Genomic DNA, 22,551 nt, shown 5'->3' with positions numbered 1-22,551 from the left:
TATGCAATTGTATGTTGAGACCGATAAAACGTGCTTCTAGTTTAAAATGTATTTCAAAAACAATTGTATCGAATATTAATGTACTTTTGTTCTCATTGATAATTAATGAAATTTCGTTACTATGGACCTTAGACCTTATTTAGATTCCACGTATTTAAAAACGAATGAACAAGCTAAACTTTCAGAATCTGAAAATATTTTAGTGGCAAAATCCTTCATTGAAGAGGCTATACGAGAAGGTTTTAAATTAATAATGATTCGTCCGGATCGTGTGACGTTGGCAAAACAATTGATTCGCGAGGCGCAATCCAATGTCTTGATAGGTACTGTAATTGATTTTCCAAAAGGAGATTCAGCGATAGAAGTAAAATTAGCAGAAGCACAAATTGCCATTCAAAATGGTGCCGACGATTTGGATTTTGTGTGCAATTATGAGGCATTTAAACTAGGTAATGAAGAATTAGTTAAAGATGAGATTGTCAAAGGAACCCAACTAGGTTTGGCACATCATAAAGTAGTCAAATGGATTATAGAAGTTGCTGCTTTAAGTGCAGATCAAATTGCTCAATTGACAGCTCTTATTAAAAATGTAATACAGGACAATTTCGATTCGTCTCAATGGAATAATGTATTTGTGAAATCGTCTACTGGATTTTATATTACTCCCAATAATGAGCCTAATGGAGCTACTTTTGAAAGTATTAAAATTATGCTAGAAAATGCTTCGCCATTGCCTGTGAAAGCAGCTGGAGGAGTGCGCAATTATGATGATGCCGTACGGATGATTCAATTGGGTGTTCAACGCATTGGAACCTCTGGTGCTAAAGCCATAATTGATGGTGAATCTCATCAACAAACTTATTAACGGATTTGTATTAATTTCTCCCCAAAGCCTACTAATGTCAAATTTTTTAAAAGCTATAGTTCTTCTATTTGGACTTCAATATGCGTATAGTCAAAATACTTCGTTAACACCTTTTAGTGATGTCCAACAGTTTCCTGTTTTTTCAAATTGTAAAGACCAACCAAGTGTTGGTTTAGAGAAATGTTTTTATGATCAAGTTCAAGATTGGGTATTTGCTAATTTTAATTTACCCAATAAAGCGTTGAACAACGGATCATTTAAAGTGCTTTTTGAAGTAACTGCAGAAGGTCAATTCAAAGTGTTGTATGTGGATTCTTTTTCAGAAGACATTCAAAAAGAAACTAAAAGGGTGTTTGTTTCCTTTCCAAGGATTCAACCTGCTACTTATAACGGAAAGCCTACTTATTCCAAGTTTGTTATGACCCTTAGTTTGCCTTTGCAAACCAAAGAAACCATAGCAGCACAAGCTTTGGCGCAGGCAGAAATATTAAATAGTAAAAAGCCTAAATTGACTGAATTAGATAGTATTGTTTACAAAAAATATCATAATCCAGAATTTAGTAGTCATCTTAATGTGCCTTTTTCAGATCAAGTGTATGCTCAATTTGAAGCGGAAATGAATCAAATTGGCAGTAATAATCATACGGCGTCTAAACCATATACTTATGCAGAGGTAGCCAAGTATTATGATATGAATGCGGTAAATGCCAAACTACAAAAGAAGGCTTCGGGTTGGTGGGCAAGAAAATTATGGAACGAAAATATGGTTCAAATTCAAGGTGAAGACTATTGGTTTGCCTTGAATCCAATTGTGGATCTTCAAGTAGGTAGAGCGTCACAGAGTGATAATCCTAATACCTTTGTGAATACAAGAGCGCTAAATTTTAGAGGAGGATTGGGTAAACAATTGAATTTTACCACTACTGTTTTCGAAAGTCAAGGCCGTTTTGCGGGCTATTATAATCAATATGCCGAATCCATAAAACCTTCGGGAGGAAATCCCGCTATCATTCCCGGTGTTGGAATTGCCAAAAGATTCAAAGACGATGCTTATGATTTTCCTTTGGCGGAAGCCAATATTACTTTTACGCCAAATAAATTTATTGATTTGCAGTTGGGCTATGGTAGAAATTTTATAGGTGACGGGTATCGTTCTTTGTTGGAAAGCGATGGAGCAAGTCCATATCCCTATTTTAAAATCAACACCAATTTTTGGAAAATAAAGTACACCAACACCTATATGTGGCTCAAAGATGTGCGTCCCGAAGTAACGGTAGATCGTACGTATGCAACCAAGTTTATGGCCAATCATTACTTGAGCTGGAATGTTTCCAATCGTTTGAATTTGGGTTTTTTTGAATCGGTAGTTTGGACCAAAGACAATAATAGAGGTTTTGATATGAGTTTTGTCAATCCGATTATCTTTTATCGTGCCGTTGAGTTTAGTTCTTCTTCCAGAAGTGGAAATGCGTTACTTGGCTTAACGTTTAAGTATAAGTGGAATGCTTCAGTCAACGCTTATGGGCAATTTTTAGTAGATGAGTTTTCGCTAGGCGATATCAAAGAAAGAGAGAATAGTTGGAAGAATAAATTTGGTTATCAAGTAGGCGTGAAGTATTACAATGCCTTTAAAGTGCAAAATTTATTACTGCAATTAGAATACAATCTGGTGCGTCCTTATGTCTATTCGCATAGCAATCCTATTACGAATTATGCTCATAATAATCAAAGTTTGGGCCATCAATGGGGAGGGAACTTTAATGAGTGTATTGCTATTGCTCGATACTATAAAGGTCGATTTTTTGCCGATGCCAAAATTACATTCGGTACCCGAGGTTTAGATTTTGATACCAAAGAAGATGGGTTTAATTATGGAGGCAATATTTATAAAGATTATGATGAAAAGCGTCCTTTTGATAAAGGAGTGAAAGTAGGGCAAGGCAATAAAACGAAAATTTTTATAGCGGATATTCAAGGAGGGTATTTGGTTAATCCAGCTACTAATTTGAAACTTTTTGCCAGTTATATCTACAGAAATTTTGATCCAACTCAAAATACGATTGCCACTTTTACTCAAAGCACCAACTGGTTTACAGTGGGAATTAGGACGGATATTTTTAATTTTTATTTTGATTATTAGAGAATGTGTTTTTTGAGACAGCTTTTTTAAGACTTCTTTTTTGTCAAATCACATTTGAAACTCTACTTTTGCAGCAATTTATTTAAAAATATTTAAGAAACATTTATTTTGACAAATTCTGTATCTCTTTCCTCGCTTTATGTAGATTTTAAGGCTATTACCAAAGCGGGATTGGCCATAAGTGTGGTTTTTTCGTCAATAGCGGGTTTTGTGTTGGGAGCCGAAAGTTTTCAATGGGACACTTTTTGGATAATTGTGAAGTTAGCTATTGGAGGTTATTGTATGGTAGGGGCATCTAATGCTTATAACCAAGTTATAGAGAAGGATCTCGATGCATTGATGGATAGAACCAAAAATCGGCCTGTTGCTTCGGGTAGAATGCAACCTAGGGTTGCGCTAGTGGTAGCTACCGCATTAACAGTGTTAGGCTTGTTCTTGTTGTATAGTATCAATGCAAAATCGGCCATGTTTGGTGCTATTTCTATCTTTTTGTACACAAGCGTTTACACGCCATTAAAGACAATGACTTCTTTGTCGGTTTTCGTAGGAGCCTTTCCTGGGGCTATCCCTTTTATGCTGGGATGGGTCGCAGCAACTGGCGAATTTGGTATTGAAGCCGGTACCTTGTTTTTGATACAATTTTTTTGGCAATTTCCGCATTTTTGGGCTATTGGTTGGTTTTTGTATGAAGACTATGAAAAGGCAGGTTTCTTTATGTTGCCCACAGGAAAAAAAGATAACGGTACCGCTTTGCAAATTATCTTATACACCGTTTGGTTAATCATTGCTTCTTTGTTGCCTATGTTTGGTTATACCGGTGCATTGTTTTTGACACCTATAGCAGCTGTTTTGGTGTTTTTGTTGGGCTTGTGGATGTTGTTTTTTGCGGTAAAAGTATACCAATTGCGTACACCCAAATCCGCTCGTACCTTAATGTTGGTAAGTGTTTCCTACATAACACTATTGCAAATAATATATATAGTAGATAAATTTTTGAGATAATATGGATACAATAATGACAAAAGAAGAGCATCAATCAAGAACGGCAAGATCTTACAAATTGATTTTGTTATTTGCAATAATCAGTATGACGATGATGTTTGCTGGATTAACAAGTGCCTTTGTGGTGAGTAAATCAAGGGTGGATTGGTTGAAAGATTTTCAAATGCCTTTGGCTTTTTTTGTAAGTACTGGGGTAATTATTTTGAGTAGTTTAACATTTTATTTGGCCAAAAAAGCCATCAAAAAAGATCAGTATGGAGCAACTACTACCTGGTTGATGGCTACTTTATTTTTAGGGGTAGTTTTTGTAGTTTTACAATTCGTAGGTTTTGGCCAAATTGTTAAAATGGGATACTTTTTTACTGGACCAGCCAGTACAATTACTACAACTTTCCTTTATGTGGTAACGGTTATGCACCTTTTGCATCTAGCAGGTGGTATAATTTCCTTGTTAATTATAATTTATAATCATTATAAACAAAAGTATAATTCCGCTCAAACTCTGGGGATTGAATTAGGAGTTGTCTACTGGCATTTTTTAGATATTTTGTGGATTTACATATTTTTGTTTTTATATTTCTTTAAATAAGAAAAAAATGTACATTTGGGGACTTTTTTAACCAATTAATTTTTATGGGAGCGACAGTTACTACTGCAAACAATGAACAAAAAACTTGGGCTGGCGGAAACGAGCCAATGGGAGCGAGTTACGGTAAATTAATGATGTGGTTTTTTATCGTATCAGATGCCTTAACTTTTTCTGGATTTCTTGCTGCTTATGGATTTTCAAGATTCAAATTTATTGAAACTTGGCCCTTGGCCGATGAGGTGTTTACACACTTCCCTTTCTTACATGGAGTACCAGCTCCTATGTATTATGTTGCCTTAATGACTTTTATTTTGATTTTCTCTTCTGTAACTATGGTTTTAGCTGTAGATGCAGGACATCAAATGAAGAAAGACAAAGTGGCGCTTTATCTGTTTCTAACTATTATTGGAGGATTGATTTTCGTTGGTTCTCAAGCTTGGGAATGGAAAAACTTTATTAAAGGAGAATATGGTGCAGTTGAGACCACTGGTGGAAGCTTGTTACAGTTTGTTGATAAAGATGGCAAACGTGTAGCTTTGGCTGAATTTGCAAAAACTTTACCTGGAGAGCGTGAGCAATTAACACGTGATAAAGCGAGATGGTTCATGAGTGAGCCTACTTTGCCGTCCTTTACTGTGGAAGAAATTCAAGCAGGTTTCAAAGCACATCCAGAGTTATTGGTAAGAACTGAAACGATAACAAAAGATAAAAAGAAGTTAGTGCTTTCTAGAGCTGAATCTGAAGCAAGATTGGCCGAAGCTAAACTTGTTATTGAAGGTGCAAACTTGCATCACAATGAGTATGGTAATAAGTTATTTGCTGATTTTTTCTTCTTTATCACTGGATTCCACGGATTCCACGTGTTTTCAGGGGTAGTACTTAACATTATTATCTTTTTCAATGTTTTATTAGGAACTTATGAAAAACGTAAGAGCTACGAAATGGTTGAAAAAGTGGGATTGTATTGGCACTTCGTAGATTTGGTTTGGGTATTCGTATTTACTGTATTCTATCTTGTTTAATTTAAAAGAAACTTATTATTATGTCACACGAACACGTTTCTAACACTAAAAGAATTTGGTTTGTTTTTGGTTTATTATCTGTAGTTACTACTATTGAAGTAATTTTAGGTATCATTAAGCCTCATTCTTTGCATTATACAGATTTTCTTGGATTAAACTTGTTAAATTGGATATTCTATATCTTAACGATTTTTAAAGCGTATTACATTGTTTGGGCTTTCATGCATATGGAAGGTGAGAAAACCTCTCTAAAATATGCTGTAGTTGCTCCACTTGTATTTTTGATCTTATATTTACTTTTTATTCTATTAACGGAAGGTGATTATGTATTCGGGGTTTTTAAAAATTCTATCATAAAGTGGAATTTTTAACTAAATATTAATTCAGAAAAAGGCTCCGATTTATCGGAGCTTTTTTTATTTTTACAGCATTAATTTTTATACTTCAGATGAAAAAAAACATTGTACTTTTTGTATTGTTCATTCTTCCTATTGTAGCTTATTTGTTTTTCGCATCTGGGGTGAATAGTTTCACGAAACTACCTACAATTACACCCAAAGTCTCTGATTTTGGCTCCTGGAAATCGCTTCGTGGAGACGATGTAAAACTTACTGGAAAAATTACTGTCTTAGGTTTTTTAGGAGAAGATGTATTGGCTAATCGAGGGAATCTTTTTAATTTGAATCAAAAGATTTACCAGCGTTATCATGAATTCCAGGATTTGCAATTTGTAATGTTGTGCCCAAAAGGAACCGAAAGTCAAGCTAAAGCCTTAATCGATGCGCTAAAAACGACTACCAATGTCAAAGGATGGCATTTTGTTTTTGCTACTCCCCAGGAGATTACGGCTTTCTATGATCAATTGCAATTGCAAGGCAATCTAGATGCACACCTGAGCACTTCGTATGTTTATTTGTTGGATAAGGAAAGAAATCTACGAGGACGAAAAGATGCTAAAGAATACAAAGAAGGGTATGATACTTTTCATCCCTCGGAATTGAGTAACGCCATGATGGATGATTTCAAAATTCTATTGTATGAATATAAAGCCGCTTTGAAGAAAAATAAAAACGCCTCAAAACAACTTTAATATGCTCAAAAATAAATCTTACATAGGTATTTCATTAATTGTTTTGATTTTTGGAATTTATGCAATACCTAAAATTGTTGATAGAATTCAAGGAAATGCTATTGTAAACGCTAATCGTTTAGATAAAAAATCAGGCACAGGAATCGTAGCCGAAGATTTAGTCGATATAGGACCTGCTCCAACATTCGAGTTGACAAATCAAGATAAAAAAATAATTAATAACGCCTTTTATGATGGAAAGGTATATGTATTAGAATTCTTCTTTACCACTTGTCCTACTATTTGTCCTAAGATGAATTTAAGTATGCTTCAAATTGAAAATACTTTTTTCGGGAACCCAAACTTTGGAATCGTTTCTATTTCTATCGATCCTACGACCGATACCCCTGAAGTGCTAAAAGAACACGCTCAAAAGTTAGGTGTCAAATCTTCGAATTGGAATTTCTTAACCGGGGATAAAACGGCGATTTTTGATCTTGCCAACAAAGGCTTTAATTTATACGCCGCCGAAAATAACAAAGTTAATGGCGGATTCGAGCATTCTGGATTATTTGCTTTGATTGACAAAAAAGGACATATTCGTTGTCGTAAAGACGAGTTTGGAAACCCAATTCTGTATTACGACGGTTTAAATAGTGAAGGAGTTAAAAACATACAAGAAGATATTAAATTATTATTAAATGAATAACATGAATTCAAATAGCGCCGAACAGAAATACAATAAGTGGATAGTTATTTTGTCGATAGTAATTCCGATAGCTGTTGCAATCTTGTTTAAGGTTAAACTCAAAGATTTTGGTATAGAGGTTGCCCCTTTACGATTTTTACCTCCTATTTATGCGACAATTAATGGAATCACTGCGGTTTTATTAGTTTGGGCTGTATTAGCCATAAAAAAAGGGAACAGACAATTGCATGAAAATTTAATGAAAACAGCCATTGGTTGTTCGTTGGCTTTTTTACTGATGTATATAGCCTATCATATGACCACAGAGTCGACTAGTTATGGAGGTGATGGGGTATTACGTTATGTGTATTTTTTTATTTTGTTAACGCATATCCTATTGTCAATAGCGGTAATACCTCTTGTACTTATTTCTTATGTAAGAGCATTGGCAGAGCGCTTTGATCGTCATAAGAAAATAGCCAAAATTACTTTTCCAATATGGTTGTATGTTGCCGTTACAGGAGTATTGGTGTATCTAATGATTTCACCCTATTATGCTAATTAAGTTAAAAGTAATGAAGGATAAAACTAGTGCTGTTTTTACTATTAAGACATCCTTGAGTAGGTTGAAATTTGTTTTACTAAGTTTTGTTTTTTTACTTATCAGTTTTGAATCACAAGCACAATGCGCCATGTGCCGCGCTGTATTGACTAACAAAGATAATGTCACCAAAGCCGAGGCAGTCAATGATGGCATTGTGTACTTGATGGTAATTCCTTATATTTTAATAGCTGGAATTGGGTATTATATTTATAAAATGAAGCAGAAAAAATAGTTTTCTGCTTCATTATTTTAACCCATCTACCGTTACTTTTACATTGCCATTTAATGAAACAAATGCAATAATGGCTTGATTGGTCAAGTGAATCTTTTGAAATTCTAAGCTCTCAATTTTACCATTGATAAAGACACCGGGTGTGGGGGAGTAGTTGCTGAGGTATTCCATGATGTTTTTCTTGCCTTCATCTAAATTAGGCTGTATAGAATACCTGCAGTTGGCTTCAATTTTGCGAAGGATGATTCCTTGTAACAACCAATTTGCGGTACGTGTTAATTTGTTTTTAGTGTCCAATACATAGTCTAGTTTTTCAAAATACAATTCTTTTGTTTTGAGATTGTATTGAGGAATTCCAGATAAATAAATGGTTCCATTTACGCTGCCTACCAGTTCTAAGGCTATGATTAATTTTTGATTTTTGTGCCAAAGCGTGACATTTTCTACGGTTACTTTTTTAGTTCCTGAGCCAAAAATTTGCCCTTTAAAATTTTTGGAAAGTATGCGTGAGGCTTCGGTATAGGATGAGACTGCAGCTATGTTGGTAGTGATGTTTTGAGGTATTTGCGTAACAGATTTGAGAATCAACTTTTCTTTGTCAAACTTGCTTGTTGGTTTAGTACCTATTAACGTTTCCATGTAACATTTTAAACCCATAACAATTTGAAAATTATCTTTTTTTAAGCTTGAACGACTTGAATAACACTCTAAAGGAGTAACCCGTAGCCAGCTAGAATAGGCAGCGCTCATTTCAAAAGGCGTACAAATTTCTTCAATAGCTGCCATAACATTGGGTTTGAAATCGATCGATTTTTCAATCATATCATCAATTTTCTTTTCTATTTTGGAGCGAAATACTTTTACAGCGGGATTGATTAGAAAAGTAATTGGAACATTTTTGCCTAAAAGAACCATGCTTGGACTTTCTTTCCACGCTAAATCGGTAAGCTCAGTTTTGGTTTGTAAACTCCAATTGTTTAATTGAACATCGCTTGTCAGTGTTACAACTCCGTTTAAATTAAATTCTTCGTTTTGATATAAATTTAGCCCCATTTTTTTGGTTCCAACTCTGTAGTTGATCCAAACTTTTAAAGGTAAAATCGTCTTTATTTTTTCAGAATTTGCAACGTTAGCATTCGAAATAGTAATTGGTGCTTCTTTCCAAACTTTGATAGCAATATTATCATCTTCTATGTTATTATCTTCGTAAATAAGTCCGTTCAATAGGGCATTGGTTTTGTTTTCAATATCTTTTAATCGAATGGTGATGGGAAGATTAATATACGAAGGATTATTTTCGTAAGTCAATGGAATGGCATCATCAGGTTCGGGTTTTAACGTTTCGATTTTAGAGGTCGAAGTGCACCCATAGAATAAGAATACAAGCGTTGCTATTGATAAAGAAGAAAGTAATTTGGCCATAATACTTCGGTTTGTTGAGGTAAAAGTACTAAAACTATTATAAATTTTTTTATTTGTAACATTTATTAAAAGTGATAGACATATAGTGCACACTAGCGTAAGGTTTAACTTTTTTTTAGTACCTATAAGCTCCGAAATTGGCTAATATTGTTAAAAAATAATTAAGATGATTGAAATTAAAGACCTACATAAATCCTACAAAATGGGTGCTTCTCAGTTGCATGTTTTAAAAGGAATCAATTTCAATATTCAAGAAGGTGAATTGGTTGCCATTATGGGGTCTTCGGGATCCGGAAAGTCAACTTTGCTGAACATTCTTGGCATTTTAGACGAAGCTGATTCGGGAAGTTATACCCTAGATACGGTGCCTATCAAGAAGTTAAACGAAACCATAGCTTCCAAATACAGAAACCAATTTTTAGGTTTTGTTTTTCAGTCCTTCAATTTGATTAATTATAAAACGGCTTTAGACAATGTTGCCATGCCTTTGTACTATCAGGGCATTAAACGAAAAGAAAGAACCGCAATTGCCATGTCCTATCTCGAAAAAGTGGGGCTGGCTTCACACTCGCATCATTTGCCTAATGAACTTTCAGGAGGACAAAAACAAAGGGTTGCCATTGCTCGAGCCTTGGCTTCGAATCCAAAAGTTTTGCTAGCCGATGAGCCAACGGGGGCTTTGGATACCAAAACTTCTTATGAAGTAATGGAGTTGATTCAGGCTATCAATGATGAGGGCAAGACTATTTTAATTGTTACCCACGAACCGGATATCGCTGCGATGTGCAAACGCAATGTTGTGCTCAAAGATGGGGTTATTATTGATGATAAATTTGTAGAACAAGTTAGAGCTTCTTCCTATGTTTAATACCGAACGCTGGCAAGAAATATTCGAAGCAATTGCAAAGAATAAACTACGAACCTTTTTAACTGGGATTTCGGTGGCCTCGGGCATCTTTATATTAGTGATCCTTTTAGGTGCCGGTAAAGGCTTGCAGAATGGAATTGCCAAACAATTTGAGCGCGATGCAGAAGGTATCATTGAAGTGTGGTCTGGAACAACTACCAAAGAATACAAAGGAATGAATCCAGGGCGTCAAATTCAGTTTCGAAACAGCGATTATGATGTGGCAGTTAAAAAATATATAGATAAATTAGACAATCGTTCTGCTGTTTATACGTATTGGGATGGGGTGATTGTTTATGGTAAAGAAAACGGCAATTATCAATATAGAGGGGTGTATCCGGATTATATTGTTTTGGAAAACGCTACAATTGTAAACGGACGATTCTTAAATGACAATGACTTGCAGCATAATGAAAAGGTGGCAGTTATTGGTCAAAAAGTAAAAATGGATTTGTTCAAAGAGCAAAATTCAATTGGAAAAACCATCGTTATCAATGGGGTCAATTTTAAAGTAATTGGTGTTTATACTGATCCTTCTGGAGAGCGAGAAGAGTCTAGAGTGTATTTGCCAATTACAACCACTCAAAAAGCGTTTAGTGTGGGCGATAAAATTAGCAATATGCAATTTACGCTCAATAAAAAAGCTACATACGATGAAGCCTTGGCGCAGTCTAAGGAGTTTTCGTCTGGATTAGGACAGTTGCTTCGTAGTAAAAATACCGTTGCTCCGGATGATGAAAGTGCCATTGGGATTTATAATAGTGTTGAAAATGCCAAACAATTTTATGATTTAAATTTATATATCCGTTTGTTTTTTTGGTGGGTAGGTATATGTACTATAATCGCTGGAGTAGTTGGAGTAAGCAATATTATGCTCATTATTGTGAAAGAACGAACCAAAGAAATTGGAATTCGAAAAGCCCTTGGAGCGTCTCCTTTATCAATAGTTACTATGATATTGCACGAATCTATTTTTATTACCACCCTTGCTGGTTTTGTGGGATTATTGGCAAGTTTGCTTTTGTTGGAATTAGCAGGACCTTACGTAAAAAGTGAGTATTTTTTAAATCCAGAAGTGGATTTTGGAGTGGCTATTACTACACTTATTTTGTTGGTTTTTGCTGGGGCTTTAGCTGGTTTTTTTCCAGCGTATCGAGCCGCTAAAATTAAACCTATTGTTGCACTTAGAGACGAATAATTATGTTTGATAAAGATAAATGGGATGAAATTTTAGAGGCATTAACGGCCAATACCTTTCGAACATTACTTACTGCTTTTGGAGTGTTTTGGGGAATCTTTATTTTGGTTATTCTCTTGGCAGCTGGCAATGGATTGGAAAATGGCGTAAAGAAAGGCTTTGATGGTATTGCTACGAATACCATGTTTATGTGGTCTCAAACCGCTTCCAAACCCTACAAAGGATTACCAGCGAATAGAAAATTCAATTTTAAAAATGCTGATGTGGCCGCTTTGAAGGAAAAATTTCCGGATTTGCAGTATGTTTCTCCAAGAAATCAATTGGGAGGTTTTCAAGGTGCCAATAACGTAGTTAGAGGAACTAAAACGGCTGCTTATACCATTTATGGAGATTATCCCGAATTGATCAAGCAAGAGCCAATGGATATCGTAACGGGCCGATTTTTAAATCAACAAGATATTAACTTGAAACGAAAAGTTGCGGTTGTTGGTCAAGGAGTTATAAAAGAATTGTATACCATTGGCGAAGACGTTATGGGGAGTTATATCAAAATTAATGGTGTAAACTTTATGGTTGTTGGCGTGTACAAATCCAAAGGAAACAATCGTGGTGGCGAAGAAGAACAAAAGAAAATATACATTCCTTTTACTTCTTTTCAACAAGCCTTTAATTTTGGAGATACAGTAGGATGGATGGCATTAACGGCCAATGATGAAGCTTCAATTACAGACTTAAAACCTCAGATTATTGAGTTTATGAAGCAAAGACATACCATTAATCCAAAGGACGAACGGGCAATTGGCAATTTTGATTTGTATGCGGAGTTTAGTAAAGTACAAGGTTTGTTCGCCATTCTTCGGTTTATTGCTTATTTTGTTGGAACTCTGGTTTTGCTCTCGGGTGTGATTGGGATTTCAAATATAATGCTGATTGTAGTAAAAGAGCGTACCAAAGAAATTGGTATTCGTCGTGCGTTGGGTGCTACACCCGGTGCTATCCGAACACAAATCTTGACCGAAGCTATTTTTTTAACCATTATCGCAGGTATGTTTGGAATAGCTATGGCTACTGGAGTTTTATATGTTTTGAATTCAATATTAGATGCGATGCCAAGTGAGGATCGAATGTTTGCCGATCCAAGTGTTGACTTAGCAGTAGTGTTTTTTGCCTTACTCATATTAGTGGGGTCGGGTTTGTTGGCAGGTTTTATTCCTGCTCAAACGGCCATTAAAGTTAAGCCTGTAGATGCGTTAAGAACCGAATAATAGTAAATCGATTAAATCAATCAATACAATGAAAAAAGGAATCACCATTACCATTTTGACAATTATTGCATTAGTCTTCTTTGGGGCTTTGTATTATTTGTATGCTAAAAACCAAGAACCTCCCGTAGTTTTTCAAACCGATAAAACAGAGGTCAAAACTATTGTAAAAACAACTATTGCCACGGGAAATATTGTTCCTGATGAGGAGGTCTTAATAAAGCCCAATATTTCTGGGATTATAGAAGAAGTATATATCAAAGCAGGAGAGAGTATAAAAGCCGGCGATTTGATTGCTAAAATCAAAGTGGTGGCCAATGTTTCCAATTTAAATGCTACTCAAAATCAAGTGCAAACAGCCAAAATTGATTTGGATAATCAGGAAAAATTGTACCAACGTCAAAAAACACTTTTTGAAAAAGGCGTAATTTCGGCCAATGATTTTGATGCTGCTCAACTGGCATACAAACAAGCAAAACAAAATTATGCCGCAGCCAAAAAAAGCAATGATATTGTAAAAACAGGTACCACAGCAGGCATGGGTAATTATGCCAATACGCTGATTCGCTCTACAGTTAATGGGATGGTGTTAGACGTGCCAGTAAAAGTAGGAAACCAAGTAATCGAAAGCAATAACTTTAATGAAGGGACTACTATTGCTAGTGTGGCAGATGTAGGGAAAATGATTTTTGTTGGTAAAATTGATGAATCCGAAGTGGGCAAAATCAAAGAAAATTTACCTATTGAAATTACAATTGGCGCCATCGAAAACAAGAAGTTTGATGCTGTCTTAAATTATATTGCTCCAAAGGGAAAAACCGAAAATGGAGCCATACAGTTTGAAATTAAAGCCAAAATGACCAATCGTGACAACACTTTTATCAGAGCTGGATTGAGTGCTAATGCTTCTATTATTTTGGAAAAAGCAGATAGAGTGTTGGCAATCAAAGAAGCTTTAGTACAGTTTGATAAAAAGACACAAAAACCCTATGTAGAAGTACAAACGGGACCTCAAAAATTTGTGCGTAGAGATTTGGTTTTGGGTGTAAGTGATGGGATTTATGTTCAGGTAAAAAAAGGAATTCAACCTTCGGATAAGATAAAAATATGGAATCAAGGATTGCAACAAGAAGAACCCAAACCTTAATTAGGTAAACTCAAATGATTTTAAATAAAATGTTAAATATGTACAGTATATTTGCTGTACTTTCACTCTCGATTTATGAAAAAAAATAATTTTTTTGGTCTAGTACTGTTGATGTTTTCAACCTATTACGGTACAGCGCAAACCAAATCTTGGACACTTGAAGAGTGTGTAAAATATGCCATAGAGAATAATATTTCTATCAAAAACACCGAGCTAGATACAAAAACTGCTGATATTAATAAAAGAGGAGCTAAAGGAAACTTTTTACCTTCATTGAATGCTAACGCCTCTCACTCTTGGAATATTGGTTTGAACCAAGATATCACTACAGGGTTATTACGAAATCAAACCACACAATTCTCTTCTTTTGGAGCTACGGTAGGTGTGGATGTTTACAAAGGATTACAAAACCAAAACAACCTAAGAAGAGCTAATCTGGCTATTGTAGCTTCTAAATATCAATTGCTAAAGATGCAAGAAGATATTGCTCTAAATGTAGCAAATGCTTTTTTGCAAGTTTTATTCAATAAAGAAAATTTAAAAGTTCAAAAGGAACAGCTAGCTATTACAGAAAAGCAATTAACCCGTTCAGAAGAATTAGTAAAAGCAGGTTCTATTCCAAGAGGAGATCTTTTGGATATCAAAGCAAACGTTGCAACTAATAAACAAAATGTAGTTACGGCAGAAAATGCTTTATTGATTTCTAAGTTAAGTTTAGCGCAATTGTTGCAATTAAAAGAGTTTTATGACTTTGATGTTATTGATAATACTTCTCTTAAAGATGAAAATAATATTTTAGGTCAACCTGCTACGGCAATTTATGATAAAGCTAAAGAAACTAGAACAGAGTTGAAAATTGCAAAAACGAATCTAGAAATTGCAGAAAAAGATGTGGCTATTGCTAAAGGAGCTTTTCAGCCCACTTTGCAAGGATTCTATAATTTTAATACAAGAGCAGCATATTCTGATCAAATAGTTGGGTCTAAAATTGATCCTTCAAATCCTACTTCAACTATTGGTTATGTTGAAGGAACCAATCAAAATGTTTTGAGACCAAATACTTTACCTGTTTTGGGTGGGCCAAATTCTGTTTGGAATCAATTTAAAGACAATAAAGGACAAGCTTTTGGTTTGCAACTTTCTGTTCCAATTTTTAATGGATGGTCAGTGAAAAATAATGTGGAACGTAATAAAGTCAATCTTGAGAAATCAAAAATTGCGCTAGAACAACAAGAATTGGATTTACAACGTAATGTTTATACAGCTTTTACAGATGCCAAAGGTGCTTTGAAAACTCATGAGTCTGCTATTGTTGCCTTAGAATCAAGACAAGAGGCTTTCAATTATGCGAAAGAACGCTATGCGGTGGGGATGATGAATTCTTTCGACTTTAATCAAGCACAAACGTTGTTGACCAATGCGCAATCTGAAGTAATCCGTACCAAATACGACTATATTTTTAAAATCAAAATACTTGAATTCTATTTCGGAATTCCAATCTTAAAAAATTAATACATTATGTCTAAGAAAACTATTTATATACTTTTAGCCGTTACTGTGGTCTTAATAGGAGCCTTAGTAGGACTCTCCAAAGCAGGAATTATTGGGAATAAGGATAAAGGTAAAGAAATTGAAATTGCCAATGTGGCGGCATCCACAATTGTAGAAACCGTTTCTGCTACAGGAAAAATCCAACCCGAAGTTGAGGTAAAGATATCTTCAGAAGTATCTGGAGAAATCATTGCATTGAATGTTAAGGAAGGTCAAGTCGTAAAAAAAGGCGATTTGTTGGTTAAGATCAATCCCGATTTATACACCTCAAGTTACAACAGAACGGTGTCTAATTTGTCAGGAACCAAAGCAGGTTTAAGTCAGTCTGAAGCTTCCTATAAAGAAGCCAAAGCCAATTATGATCGCAACAAATCTTTATACGAAAAAGGGATAATCTCTAGGGCTGATTGGGATAAAGCTGTTGCTACTTTTGAGGTGGCCAAAGCGAATAAGCAAAACGCTTATTACAACGTACAGAGTGCTTCGGCTACGGTACTTGAGGCTAAAGATAATTTAGGAAGAACTACAATCTACGCTCCTGCTGACGGTACCATTTCGGTTTTGAATGTAGAATTAGGAGAACGTGTTTTGGGAACACAGCAAATGGCAGGAACCGAACTTTTACGTGTAGCCAATTTGAACAATATGGAAGTGGAAGTAGACGTAAACGAAAATGATATTGTTAAGATAAAAGTTGGAGATAAAGCCAATGTAGAAGTAGATGCTTATTTGAAAAAACAATTTAAGGGAGTTGTTACGAGTATTTCTAATTCTGCCAGCTCGACTTTAACAGCTGATCAGGTGACGAATTTTAAAGTGAAAGTTAGAATATTGAAAGAATCTTATCAAGATCTATTGGTTGGAAAGCCAAGTACCTATTCTCCTTTTAGACCTGGAATGACCGCCACTGTAGACATTATTACAAATACAAAGTCGAACATTTTGACTGTGCCAATTAGCTCTGTGGTCGTAAAATCGGATACCGCTGCTGTAAAAGAGATTAAAGTTGAGGATCCGAATGAAGAAAAATCAAAACCGAAAAGTGATAAGAAATTCGAATGTGTTTTTGTAAAAGTTGGCGATAAAGCCAAGATTAGAATCATTAAAACCGGCATTCAAGACGATACCAATATCGAAGTGTTGTCAGGGTTGCAAAAAGGTGATGTGGTCATTACCGGTCCGTATACCACAGTCACCAAAGAACTGAATTCGGGAGATAAAGTTTCTTTAAAATCGGATAAAGAAAAAGAAAATAAAAAGTAATATTGTATCAATCAAATTCGAAAAATCACAATCATAAGTTACGATTGTGATTTTCGAGTTTATATTCATAAAGTTGTGACGTATATACTCAACATAGAAACAGCTACTAAAAATTGTTCTGTAGCATTGGCCAAAGATGGAATTACAATCTTCAGCAAAGAACTCGCAGAAGAGGGTTATTCTCATGCAGAGTACTTGCATGTATTTATTGAGGAACTAATACAACAAGCCGGCATTACTTATCAACAGTTAAATGCCATTGCTGTAAGTCAGGGGCCTGGTTCTTATACAGGCTTGCGTATTGGTGTTTCGGCTGCCAAAGGTTTGTGTTATGCTTTGAATATACCCCTAATTGCAGTTGATACCTTAGAAACCTTAGCGAGACAAGTTCAAGTTGAGGAGGGATTGATAATTCCAATGATTGATGCCCGAAGAATGGAAGTGTATAGCGCAATTTTTGATGCCCAATATGAGTCAAAAAGATCCATTTTGGCAGAAGTGATTACCGAAACATCATTCGAAGAATGGCAAGAAAAAATCTACTTCATTGGAGATTGTAATGCAAAATGTCAAACGGTACTTTCGTCACCTAATTTTATTTTTTTAGATGGAGTTCAGTATCCCTCAGCCAAAGAAATGTCTCAGTTGAGTTATGAGAAGTACCTCAAAAATGACACTGTTGATGTGGCATATTTTGAACCATTTTACTTGAAAGACTTCATGATCACTACAAAAAAAGCTTAACTCTTCGAGGCTTCTTTTACGTAAGGTTGAATTTCTATGCCCGCTGCGTCAAAAGCTAGTTTGCAATTTTCGAGAGTTTCTGCGAATACAGCTCCAAAATCTGCATTTTTTGCCCAGGGTCGTACCGCTAGTTGAATCCCATTATCCGTAAGGTTTTTTACACTTACCTCTGGTGCAGGGTGGGATAAAACTTTTGGATTGTTGTGCATCACCTCTGCAATAATTTCTTTAGCTTTCTTTAAATCGGTATCATAGGAAATAGCTATGGTCAAGTCGGCTCTGCGTTGTCCTTGCATAGAATGGTTGATGATCATGCCGTTGGACAATAAGGCGTTAGGGATAAAAATAGTTTGGTTGTTGGCGGTGACTAATTTGGTGACAAATATTTGAATTTCGAGTACGGTAGCAATTTGACCTTGGGCTTCGATTGTATCTCCCATTTTAAAGGGTTTGAAAAGGATAATCAACATACCACCAGCAAAATTTGAAAGAGACCCCTGTAAGGACAAACCAATGGCCAATCCCATTGCTCCTAGAATTGCTACAAAAGAGGAGGTTTCCACGCCTAATTTTGAAATGAAGGCAACAAAGAGTAAAATTCGAAGAGCCCACACCAAAATGTCAGCCAAGAATTTGCTCAGAGTAGGGTCTAGTTCGCGTTGAAGCATCACTTTTTTTATCACCCGAGTAATCAATCGAATGGCATAAATACCAACGATTAAAATCACAAAAGCCGACACCAATTTTGGCGAATAGTCTAAAATTGCGTTCCACAATAGCGACGCGTAATTGGTAAATTGAATTTGATTAGCATCCATACAGCAATTGAATTAAAAAACCTTCACCAAAGAGAAGGTTATGTTGACTATACAATAGTACAATTTTTTTGATTTTGTATGAAATAATTGATTCTTATTCTAACTTTTTTTTCACTTCATTTACGGTTTCATCAACAATTTCTGAAGTTTTTTTTGCGACCTCGGACGACTTTTCTTTTACATCCTCAACAATATCTCCAATAACCGTCTCTGCTTTTTCAGAGTATTCGCTTATCGAATCTTTGGCTTTATGGGCAAGTGCTTCAGCTTTATCGATTATTGGTGCGGCTGATTCAGAAACCTTATCGATAGTTTCTTCGGCAAATTGCTCAGCTTTTTCAAGATAAGTAGCCGAGGAGTCTTTGACTTTGTCAATGGTTTCATCCGCAAATTTAATTGCATTGTCTAGATGAGGCGCGGCTACTTCTTTTGCTTCTTCAAAAGCAGTTTCGGCATCTTTTGCCAATTCAGCGGCTGTTTTTTGCGCTGATCCAAATAAGTTTTTGAAAAATGATGTTACTCCCATGATACTAGTTAGTTTAAATTAGACACTAATTTAACTAAATATTTTTGATAACTATTGAAAATCAGTGAAGTAAATTCGTAAAACAAAAAATGCCATCTTGAAATGAAGATGGCATTGTGTATTTGTGAGATAGATTAAACAGCTTCTACTTTAATTGTATCGTTGTTGAGCATACTTTTTAACATGTTTTCGATACCATTTTTTAAAGTAAATGTTGATGAAGGACATCCATTACATGCTCCTTGCATGATTACTCTTACGGTGTTGGTTTCATTGCTATAAGAATCAAAAACAATGTTTCCTCCGTCGGCTGCAACAGCAGGTTTTACATATTCCTCCAAGATGTTGATGATTTTTTGCGAAGTTTCATCTAGATTATCAAAATTTTCGTCTTTAACGGATTCGTCTGTTTGAGCTTTGTCGAGTAGAGAGGCTTCAATTACAGTTCCACCATTTTCGATGTATTGTTTGATAAACGTGCGTAATTCTAATGTGATTTCATCCCAATTGGCAATGTCGTATTTAGTCACTGAAACGTAGTTTTCGTCAATGAAAATTTCTTTTACAAATGGAAATTTGAAAAGTTCTTGTGCCAAAGGTGAAGATTGTGTTTGATCTATGTTTTTATACTCTATTGGAGTTTTGGTGAGCATTTTGTTAACTACAAACTTTAAAGCAGCTGGATTTGGCGTAGTTTCACCGTATACTGTTACGGGTTGTTTTTTTGCTTTAGTTGTGTCAATAGTAATAATTGCCCCACCCTCATTTACATATTTTTCAATTTGTTCTGCTACAGCTTCCTTCACATCTTCCCATTCTACAATGCTAAATCTTTCTATAGCAATAAAATTCCCGGAAATGTATACTGTTTTTACAAATGGAAGGTAGAAAAGTTGTTGGGCTAATGGTGAATTTTTTGCTTCGTCTATGTTTTTAAATTCAAAATTTTCATTTTGTGTAATAAAGTCTGGAAATTCAAATTTAAGAATCGTTGGGTTTTGAGTTTCCTTTATAGCTATTTTTATCATGTCAATTTATTTTTCGCAAAATTACTAAAGATATTTTTTACTTATCGTTATATTTGGTTTTTTATAATAGCATTTTCCAATCCGTCAATTAATTTCAATTATTCTTTAGCTAGAACCAATCCAATTTACCATACCAATTTAATGTTGTATAAAAATTTTCTTTTAGTATTTTTTTTACTGACTTCAATTTCGAGTTTTTCACAACAAGGAATTCCAGTATATTCTGATTATTTATCTGATAATTATTATTTGATCCATCCCTCGATGGCTGGTGCCGCCAATTGTGATAAGTTGCGGCTTACCGCTCGAAAACAATGGTTTGGACAAGAGGATGCGCCTCAATTACAAACCCTAAGCTTTAATAGTAGAATTACAGATAAAGCTGGTGCTGGTGTAATTGTTTTTAATGACAGAAATGGATATCATTCTCAAAAAGGTGTAAAATTGAGTTATGCGTATCATTTAATGTTTTCTAGAGATGCTTTGGATTTAAATCAATTATCGTTTGGGATTAGTACAGGTTTTATTCAAAGTCAATTGGATGAAACTGATTTTATTCAATCCGGTGATTTTGATCCTAGCATAAACGGAACTATAGTACAACGTGATGCTTACCTAAATTTTGATTTGGGCATTTCGTATAATTTTCTGAATTTTTATACCCATGCCACCATAAAGAATGTGGTAGAAACAAGAAGAGAGATTTATAGCATTTACGAATTTGATAATTTGCGCAAATATTTGATTTCTTCAGGGTATATTTTCGGTAGAAAAGATCAAATTTTATGGGAACCTTCGGTATTGTTTCAATTCACTGAAAAAACAAAAGAAAAAGCCATTGATGTCAATTTAAAAGCCTATAAAAATTTGGATTTTGGAAGTATTTGGGCTGGTTTATCCTATAGAAATAGTTTTGATGGGGCTCAATATGCTACAAATTCAGGTGTCGCTTCTCAAAAATTGCAATTTATTAGTCCAATTATTGGTGTAAATTATCATAATTTTATGTTTGCATATACCTATTCTCATGTTGCCGGTGCTGTTCGATTTGACAATGGCGGTTATCATCAACTTACTTTAGGGTTGAATTTGTTCTGCAAGCGAGAAAAATTTGAGTGCGATTGTCCGGCAATTAATTAACAATAAAAGATTTCAACATGATTATTTTACCAGTAAACGGAAAGTCTCCACAAATACCAGAAGATTGTTTTGTAGCTCCAAATGCAACAATTGTTGGAGAGGTGACTTTTGGTCATTCTTGTAGTGTGTGGTTTAATGCTGTTATTCGAGGCGATGTGCATTTTATTACCATTGGAAACAAAGTGAATATTCAAGATGGTGCAGTTATTCATTGTACGTATCAAAAACATCCCACCATTATTGGGAATAATGTTTCAATAGGTCATAATGCTATTGTACATGGTTGTACCATTCATGACAATGTTTTAATCGGGATGGGAGCAATTGTTATGGATAATTGTGTAATTGAAAGTAATGCTATTATTGCTGCGGGAGCGGTAGTTACTCAAAACACTGTAGTCCCTTCAGGAACTATATTCGCAGGAGTACCGGCAAAGAAAGTAAAAGACATTGATCAGTCGGATTTTGCTGGCGAAATTGCACGTATTTCCAATAATTACGTGTTGTATTCTAGTTGGTTTAAAGAAGAAACAGAACGTTAAAAGTCTTTTTGTATTACTTGATATTGGTGTTCTAGGATATCAGTCAGTACTTTTGGATTGGTATTAGTGTAGAAAATGGGGTGACTTTCCGATAGATTTGAAAGCCCCACGGTTTCTTTTAATACATGTTGCGTTTGTTTGGCAACAGCCTCACCTGAATCTATAATTTTAATATGAGGTGGAAGTATTTTTTTTATTTGTGGAATCAAATACGGATAATGACTGCAACCTAAAACCAAATAGTCAATATTGGCGGCTATCATTGGTGTGAGATAGTCATGGAGCAATTTCGACATTTCTGGAGAGTACATTTGACCACTTTCTATCAATTGTACTAATCCGTGGCCAATTTGTTCAATAATTTTAGTGTCTTGGTACATTTCTACAGCTTTGTTGAACAGTTCGCTGTTTAGGGTGCCCTGAGTGGCTAATATACCAATAGTTTGTGTTTTGGAATGTGTAGCGGCCGGTTTGATCGCTGGCTCAATTCCAATAAATGGGATGTCATATGAAGCGCGTAGTTCTCTGATGGCATTGGTAGTGGCGGTATTGCAAGCAACTACGATGATTTTACATCCTAAGCTCAATAAAAAATCGGTGTTTTTCTTGCTCAATGCAATGATTTCTTCTTTGGATTTTTGACCGTAAGGAGCATTTTTACTGTCTGCTAAATAAATTGTCGCTTCATTAGGCATGAGTTGATGTATGGCTTTCCATATCGAGGTGCCCCCAATTCCAGAATCAAAAACGCCAATTGGATGATTATTGTGCATAGTACAAATTTACGGTTTT

24 protein-coding genes are annotated in these 22,551 nt (G+C 35.2%); 19 read left to right on the top strand and 5 right to left on the bottom strand.

What is annotated here, in order from left to right:
* Positions 1-121: 121 nt before the first annotated feature.
* The 10 genes from deoC (at position 122) to ACZIX2_RS00730 (ending at position 8,211) form a co-directional block, all read left to right on the top strand.
* Positions 122-865 carry a deoxyribose-phosphate aldolase gene (gene deoC, locus ACZIX2_RS00775; protein WP_463338166.1) on the top strand — a complete coding sequence of 248 codons (744 nt, stop codon included), beginning with the start codon at positions 122-124 and terminating at the stop codon, positions 863-865.
* Between the two features lie 34 nt (positions 866-899).
* A complete protein-coding gene (locus tag ACZIX2_RS00770) occupies positions 900-3,005 on the top strand; it encodes a gliding motility protein RemB (protein WP_463338165.1) in 2,106 nt (701 codons plus the stop codon).
* A 105-nt stretch (positions 3,006-3,110) separates the two neighbouring features.
* Positions 3,111-4,007 (top strand): heme o synthase, encoded by an 897-nt coding sequence (cyoE, locus tag ACZIX2_RS00765; protein ID WP_463338535.1) that lies wholly within the window; start codon positions 3,111-3,113, stop codon positions 4,005-4,007.
* A 1-nt stretch (position 4,008) separates the two neighbouring features.
* Complete coding sequence (locus ACZIX2_RS00760; RefSeq protein ID WP_463338164.1) at positions 4,009-4,596, top strand: cytochrome c oxidase subunit 3; 588 nt, start codon at positions 4,009-4,011, stop codon at positions 4,594-4,596.
* A gap of 44 nt (positions 4,597-4,640) precedes the next feature.
* A complete protein-coding gene (locus ACZIX2_RS00755) occupies positions 4,641-5,618 on the top strand; it encodes a cytochrome c oxidase subunit 3 (protein ID WP_463338163.1) in 978 nt (325 codons plus the stop codon).
* 20 nt (positions 5,619-5,638) lie between these two features.
* Positions 5,639-5,989, top strand: a complete 351-nt coding sequence (locus ACZIX2_RS00750) for a cytochrome C oxidase subunit IV family protein (RefSeq protein WP_463338162.1) — start codon at positions 5,639-5,641, stop codon at positions 5,987-5,989.
* 77 nt (positions 5,990-6,066) lie between these two features.
* On the top strand, positions 6,067-6,708 hold the full coding sequence (locus ACZIX2_RS00745; RefSeq protein WP_463338161.1) for a hypothetical protein: 642 nt from the start codon (positions 6,067-6,069) through the stop codon (positions 6,706-6,708).
* A 1-nt stretch (position 6,709) separates the two neighbouring features.
* The gene (locus ACZIX2_RS00740) at positions 6,710-7,396 is read left to right on the top strand and encodes an SCO family protein (protein ID WP_463338160.1); all 687 of its coding nucleotides are present in this window, start codon (positions 6,710-6,712) and stop codon (positions 7,394-7,396) included.
* A 1-nt stretch (position 7,397) separates the two neighbouring features.
* Complete coding sequence (locus tag ACZIX2_RS00735) at positions 7,398-7,940, top strand: DUF420 domain-containing protein (protein ID WP_463338159.1); 543 nt, start codon at positions 7,398-7,400, stop codon at positions 7,938-7,940.
* A 10-nt stretch (positions 7,941-7,950) separates the two neighbouring features.
* A complete protein-coding gene (locus tag ACZIX2_RS00730) occupies positions 7,951-8,211 on the top strand; it encodes a hypothetical protein (protein WP_463338158.1) in 261 nt (86 codons plus the stop codon).
* A gap of 12 nt (positions 8,212-8,223) precedes the next feature.
* Here ACZIX2_RS00730 and ACZIX2_RS00725 read toward each other — a convergent pair whose 3' ends face one another.
* Positions 8,224-9,633, bottom strand: coding sequence for a DUF4403 family protein (locus ACZIX2_RS00725; RefSeq protein ID WP_463338157.1), 1,410 nt, complete (start codon positions 9,631-9,633; stop codon positions 8,224-8,226).
* Between the two features lie 166 nt (positions 9,634-9,799).
* On the opposite strand from ACZIX2_RS00725, the gene ACZIX2_RS00720 reads away from it, so the two are divergent.
* From ACZIX2_RS00720 to tsaB, 7 genes are all read left to right on the top strand, one after another.
* Positions 9,800-10,501 (top strand): ABC transporter ATP-binding protein, encoded by a 702-nt coding sequence (locus ACZIX2_RS00720; protein WP_463338156.1) that lies wholly within the window; start codon positions 9,800-9,802, stop codon positions 10,499-10,501.
* Complete coding sequence (locus tag ACZIX2_RS00715) at positions 10,494-11,738, top strand: ABC transporter permease (RefSeq protein WP_463338155.1); 1,245 nt, start codon at positions 10,494-10,496, stop codon at positions 11,736-11,738. Before ACZIX2_RS00720 ends, ACZIX2_RS00715 begins: the two co-directional genes overlap by 8 nt.
* A 2-nt stretch (positions 11,739-11,740) precedes the next feature.
* Complete coding sequence (locus ACZIX2_RS00710; RefSeq protein ID WP_463338154.1) at positions 11,741-13,003, top strand: ABC transporter permease; 1,263 nt, start codon at positions 11,741-11,743, stop codon at positions 13,001-13,003.
* A gap of 28 nt (positions 13,004-13,031) precedes the next feature.
* On the top strand, positions 13,032-14,147 hold the full coding sequence (locus ACZIX2_RS00705; protein ID WP_463338153.1) for an efflux RND transporter periplasmic adaptor subunit: 1,116 nt from the start codon (positions 13,032-13,034) through the stop codon (positions 14,145-14,147).
* A 75-nt stretch (positions 14,148-14,222) separates the two neighbouring features.
* A complete protein-coding gene (locus ACZIX2_RS00700; protein WP_463338152.1) occupies positions 14,223-15,659 on the top strand; it encodes a TolC family protein in 1,437 nt (478 codons plus the stop codon).
* Positions 15,660-15,665: 6 nt separating this feature from the next.
* Complete coding sequence (locus tag ACZIX2_RS00695) at positions 15,666-16,961, top strand: efflux RND transporter periplasmic adaptor subunit (RefSeq protein ID WP_463338151.1); 1,296 nt, start codon at positions 15,666-15,668, stop codon at positions 16,959-16,961.
* A gap of 75 nt (positions 16,962-17,036) precedes the next feature.
* A complete protein-coding gene (gene tsaB, locus ACZIX2_RS00690; protein ID WP_463338150.1) occupies positions 17,037-17,705 on the top strand; it encodes a tRNA (adenosine(37)-N6)-threonylcarbamoyltransferase complex dimerization subunit type 1 TsaB in 669 nt (222 codons plus the stop codon).
* Here the strand turns inward: tsaB and ACZIX2_RS00685 are convergent.
* The 3 genes from ACZIX2_RS00685 to ACZIX2_RS00675 all read right to left on the bottom strand — a co-directional run bounded on the left by ACZIX2_RS00685 (position 17,702) and on the right by ACZIX2_RS00675 (position 20,077).
* Positions 17,702-18,523, bottom strand: coding sequence for a mechanosensitive ion channel family protein (locus ACZIX2_RS00685; RefSeq protein ID WP_463338149.1), 822 nt, complete (start codon positions 18,521-18,523; stop codon positions 17,702-17,704). The genes tsaB and ACZIX2_RS00685 overlap by 4 nt on opposite strands.
* A 94-nt stretch (positions 18,524-18,617) precedes the next feature.
* Complete coding sequence (locus ACZIX2_RS00680; RefSeq protein WP_463338148.1) at positions 18,618-19,049, bottom strand: YtxH domain-containing protein; 432 nt, start codon at positions 19,047-19,049, stop codon at positions 18,618-18,620.
* Between the two features lie 134 nt (positions 19,050-19,183).
* The gene (locus ACZIX2_RS00675) at positions 19,184-20,077 is read right to left on the bottom strand and encodes a NifU family protein (RefSeq protein WP_463338147.1); all 894 of its coding nucleotides are present in this window, start codon (positions 20,075-20,077) and stop codon (positions 19,184-19,186) included.
* Between the two features lie 141 nt (positions 20,078-20,218).
* Between ACZIX2_RS00675 and ACZIX2_RS00670 the strand changes: the two genes are divergently transcribed.
* Both ACZIX2_RS00670 and ACZIX2_RS00665 read left to right on the top strand, forming a co-directional pair.
* Entirely contained in the window at positions 20,219-21,217 is a 999-nt protein-coding gene (locus tag ACZIX2_RS00670) for a PorP/SprF family type IX secretion system membrane protein (RefSeq protein WP_463338146.1), read from the top strand.
* Between the two features lie 17 nt (positions 21,218-21,234).
* Complete coding sequence (locus ACZIX2_RS00665; RefSeq protein WP_463338145.1) at positions 21,235-21,759, top strand: gamma carbonic anhydrase family protein; 525 nt, start codon at positions 21,235-21,237, stop codon at positions 21,757-21,759.
* Here the strand turns inward: ACZIX2_RS00665 and murI are convergent.
* A complete protein-coding gene (murI, locus tag ACZIX2_RS00660; RefSeq protein ID WP_463338144.1) occupies positions 21,756-22,532 on the bottom strand; it encodes a glutamate racemase in 777 nt (258 codons plus the stop codon). The two genes, ACZIX2_RS00665 and murI, sit on opposite strands and share 4 nt — an antisense overlap.
* Positions 22,533-22,551: the final 19 nt, after the last annotated feature.

It is taken from the genome of Flavobacterium riviphilum, assembly GCF_055231795.1.
The sequence above is the reverse complement of the archived record's forward strand: the minus strand, read 5'-3'. Positions and strand labels throughout refer to the sequence as shown.

What these genes read in the sequence shown, in the direction of transcription:
- deoC (WP_463338166.1), top strand. Translation starts at nt 122, where the DNA reads ATGGACCTTAGACCTTATTTAGATTCCACGTATTTAAAAACGAATGAA.
- ACZIX2_RS00770 (WP_463338165.1), top strand. Translation starts at nt 900, where the DNA reads ATGTCAAATTTTTTAAAAGCTATAGTTCTTCTATTTGGACTTCAATAT.
- ACZIX2_RS00760 (WP_463338164.1), top strand. Translation starts at nt 4,009, where the DNA reads ATGGATACAATAATGACAAAAGAAGAGCATCAATCAAGAACGGCAAGA.
- ACZIX2_RS00755 (WP_463338163.1), top strand. Translation starts at nt 4,641, where the DNA reads ATGGGAGCGACAGTTACTACTGCAAACAATGAACAAAAAACTTGGGCT.
- ACZIX2_RS00750 (WP_463338162.1), top strand. Translation starts at nt 5,639, where the DNA reads ATGTCACACGAACACGTTTCTAACACTAAAAGAATTTGGTTTGTTTTT.
- ACZIX2_RS00745 (WP_463338161.1), top strand. Translation starts at nt 6,067, where the DNA reads ATGAAAAAAAACATTGTACTTTTTGTATTGTTCATTCTTCCTATTGTA.
- ACZIX2_RS00740 (WP_463338160.1), top strand. Translation starts at nt 6,710, where the DNA reads ATGCTCAAAAATAAATCTTACATAGGTATTTCATTAATTGTTTTGATT.
- ACZIX2_RS00735 (WP_463338159.1), top strand. Translation starts at nt 7,398, where the DNA reads ATGAATTCAAATAGCGCCGAACAGAAATACAATAAGTGGATAGTTATT.
- ACZIX2_RS00730 (WP_463338158.1), top strand. Translation starts at nt 7,951, where the DNA reads ATGAAGGATAAAACTAGTGCTGTTTTTACTATTAAGACATCCTTGAGT.
- ACZIX2_RS00725 (WP_463338157.1), bottom strand. Translation starts at nt 9,633, where the DNA reads ATGGCCAAATTACTTTCTTCTTTATCAATAGCAACGCTTGTATTCTTA.
- ACZIX2_RS00720 (WP_463338156.1), top strand. Translation starts at nt 9,800, where the DNA reads ATGATTGAAATTAAAGACCTACATAAATCCTACAAAATGGGTGCTTCT.
- ACZIX2_RS00715 (WP_463338155.1), top strand. Translation starts at nt 10,494, where the DNA reads ATGTTTAATACCGAACGCTGGCAAGAAATATTCGAAGCAATTGCAAAG.
- ACZIX2_RS00710 (WP_463338154.1), top strand. Translation starts at nt 11,741, where the DNA reads ATGTTTGATAAAGATAAATGGGATGAAATTTTAGAGGCATTAACGGCC.
- ACZIX2_RS00705 (WP_463338153.1), top strand. Translation starts at nt 13,032, where the DNA reads ATGAAAAAAGGAATCACCATTACCATTTTGACAATTATTGCATTAGTC.
- ACZIX2_RS00700 (WP_463338152.1), top strand. Translation starts at nt 14,223, where the DNA reads ATGAAAAAAAATAATTTTTTTGGTCTAGTACTGTTGATGTTTTCAACC.
- ACZIX2_RS00695 (WP_463338151.1), top strand. Translation starts at nt 15,666, where the DNA reads ATGTCTAAGAAAACTATTTATATACTTTTAGCCGTTACTGTGGTCTTA.
- ACZIX2_RS00685 (WP_463338149.1), bottom strand. Translation starts at nt 18,523, where the DNA reads ATGGATGCTAATCAAATTCAATTTACCAATTACGCGTCGCTATTGTGG.
- ACZIX2_RS00680 (WP_463338148.1), bottom strand. Translation starts at nt 19,049, where the DNA reads ATGGGAGTAACATCATTTTTCAAAAACTTATTTGGATCAGCGCAAAAA.
- ACZIX2_RS00675 (WP_463338147.1), bottom strand. Translation starts at nt 20,077, where the DNA reads ATGATAAAAATAGCTATAAAGGAAACTCAAAACCCAACGATTCTTAAA.
- ACZIX2_RS00670 (WP_463338146.1), top strand. Translation starts at nt 20,219, where the DNA reads ATGTTGTATAAAAATTTTCTTTTAGTATTTTTTTTACTGACTTCAATT.
- ACZIX2_RS00665 (WP_463338145.1), top strand. Translation starts at nt 21,235, where the DNA reads ATGATTATTTTACCAGTAAACGGAAAGTCTCCACAAATACCAGAAGAT.
- murI (WP_463338144.1), bottom strand. Translation starts at nt 22,532, where the DNA reads ATGCACAATAATCATCCAATTGGCGTTTTTGATTCTGGAATTGGGGGC.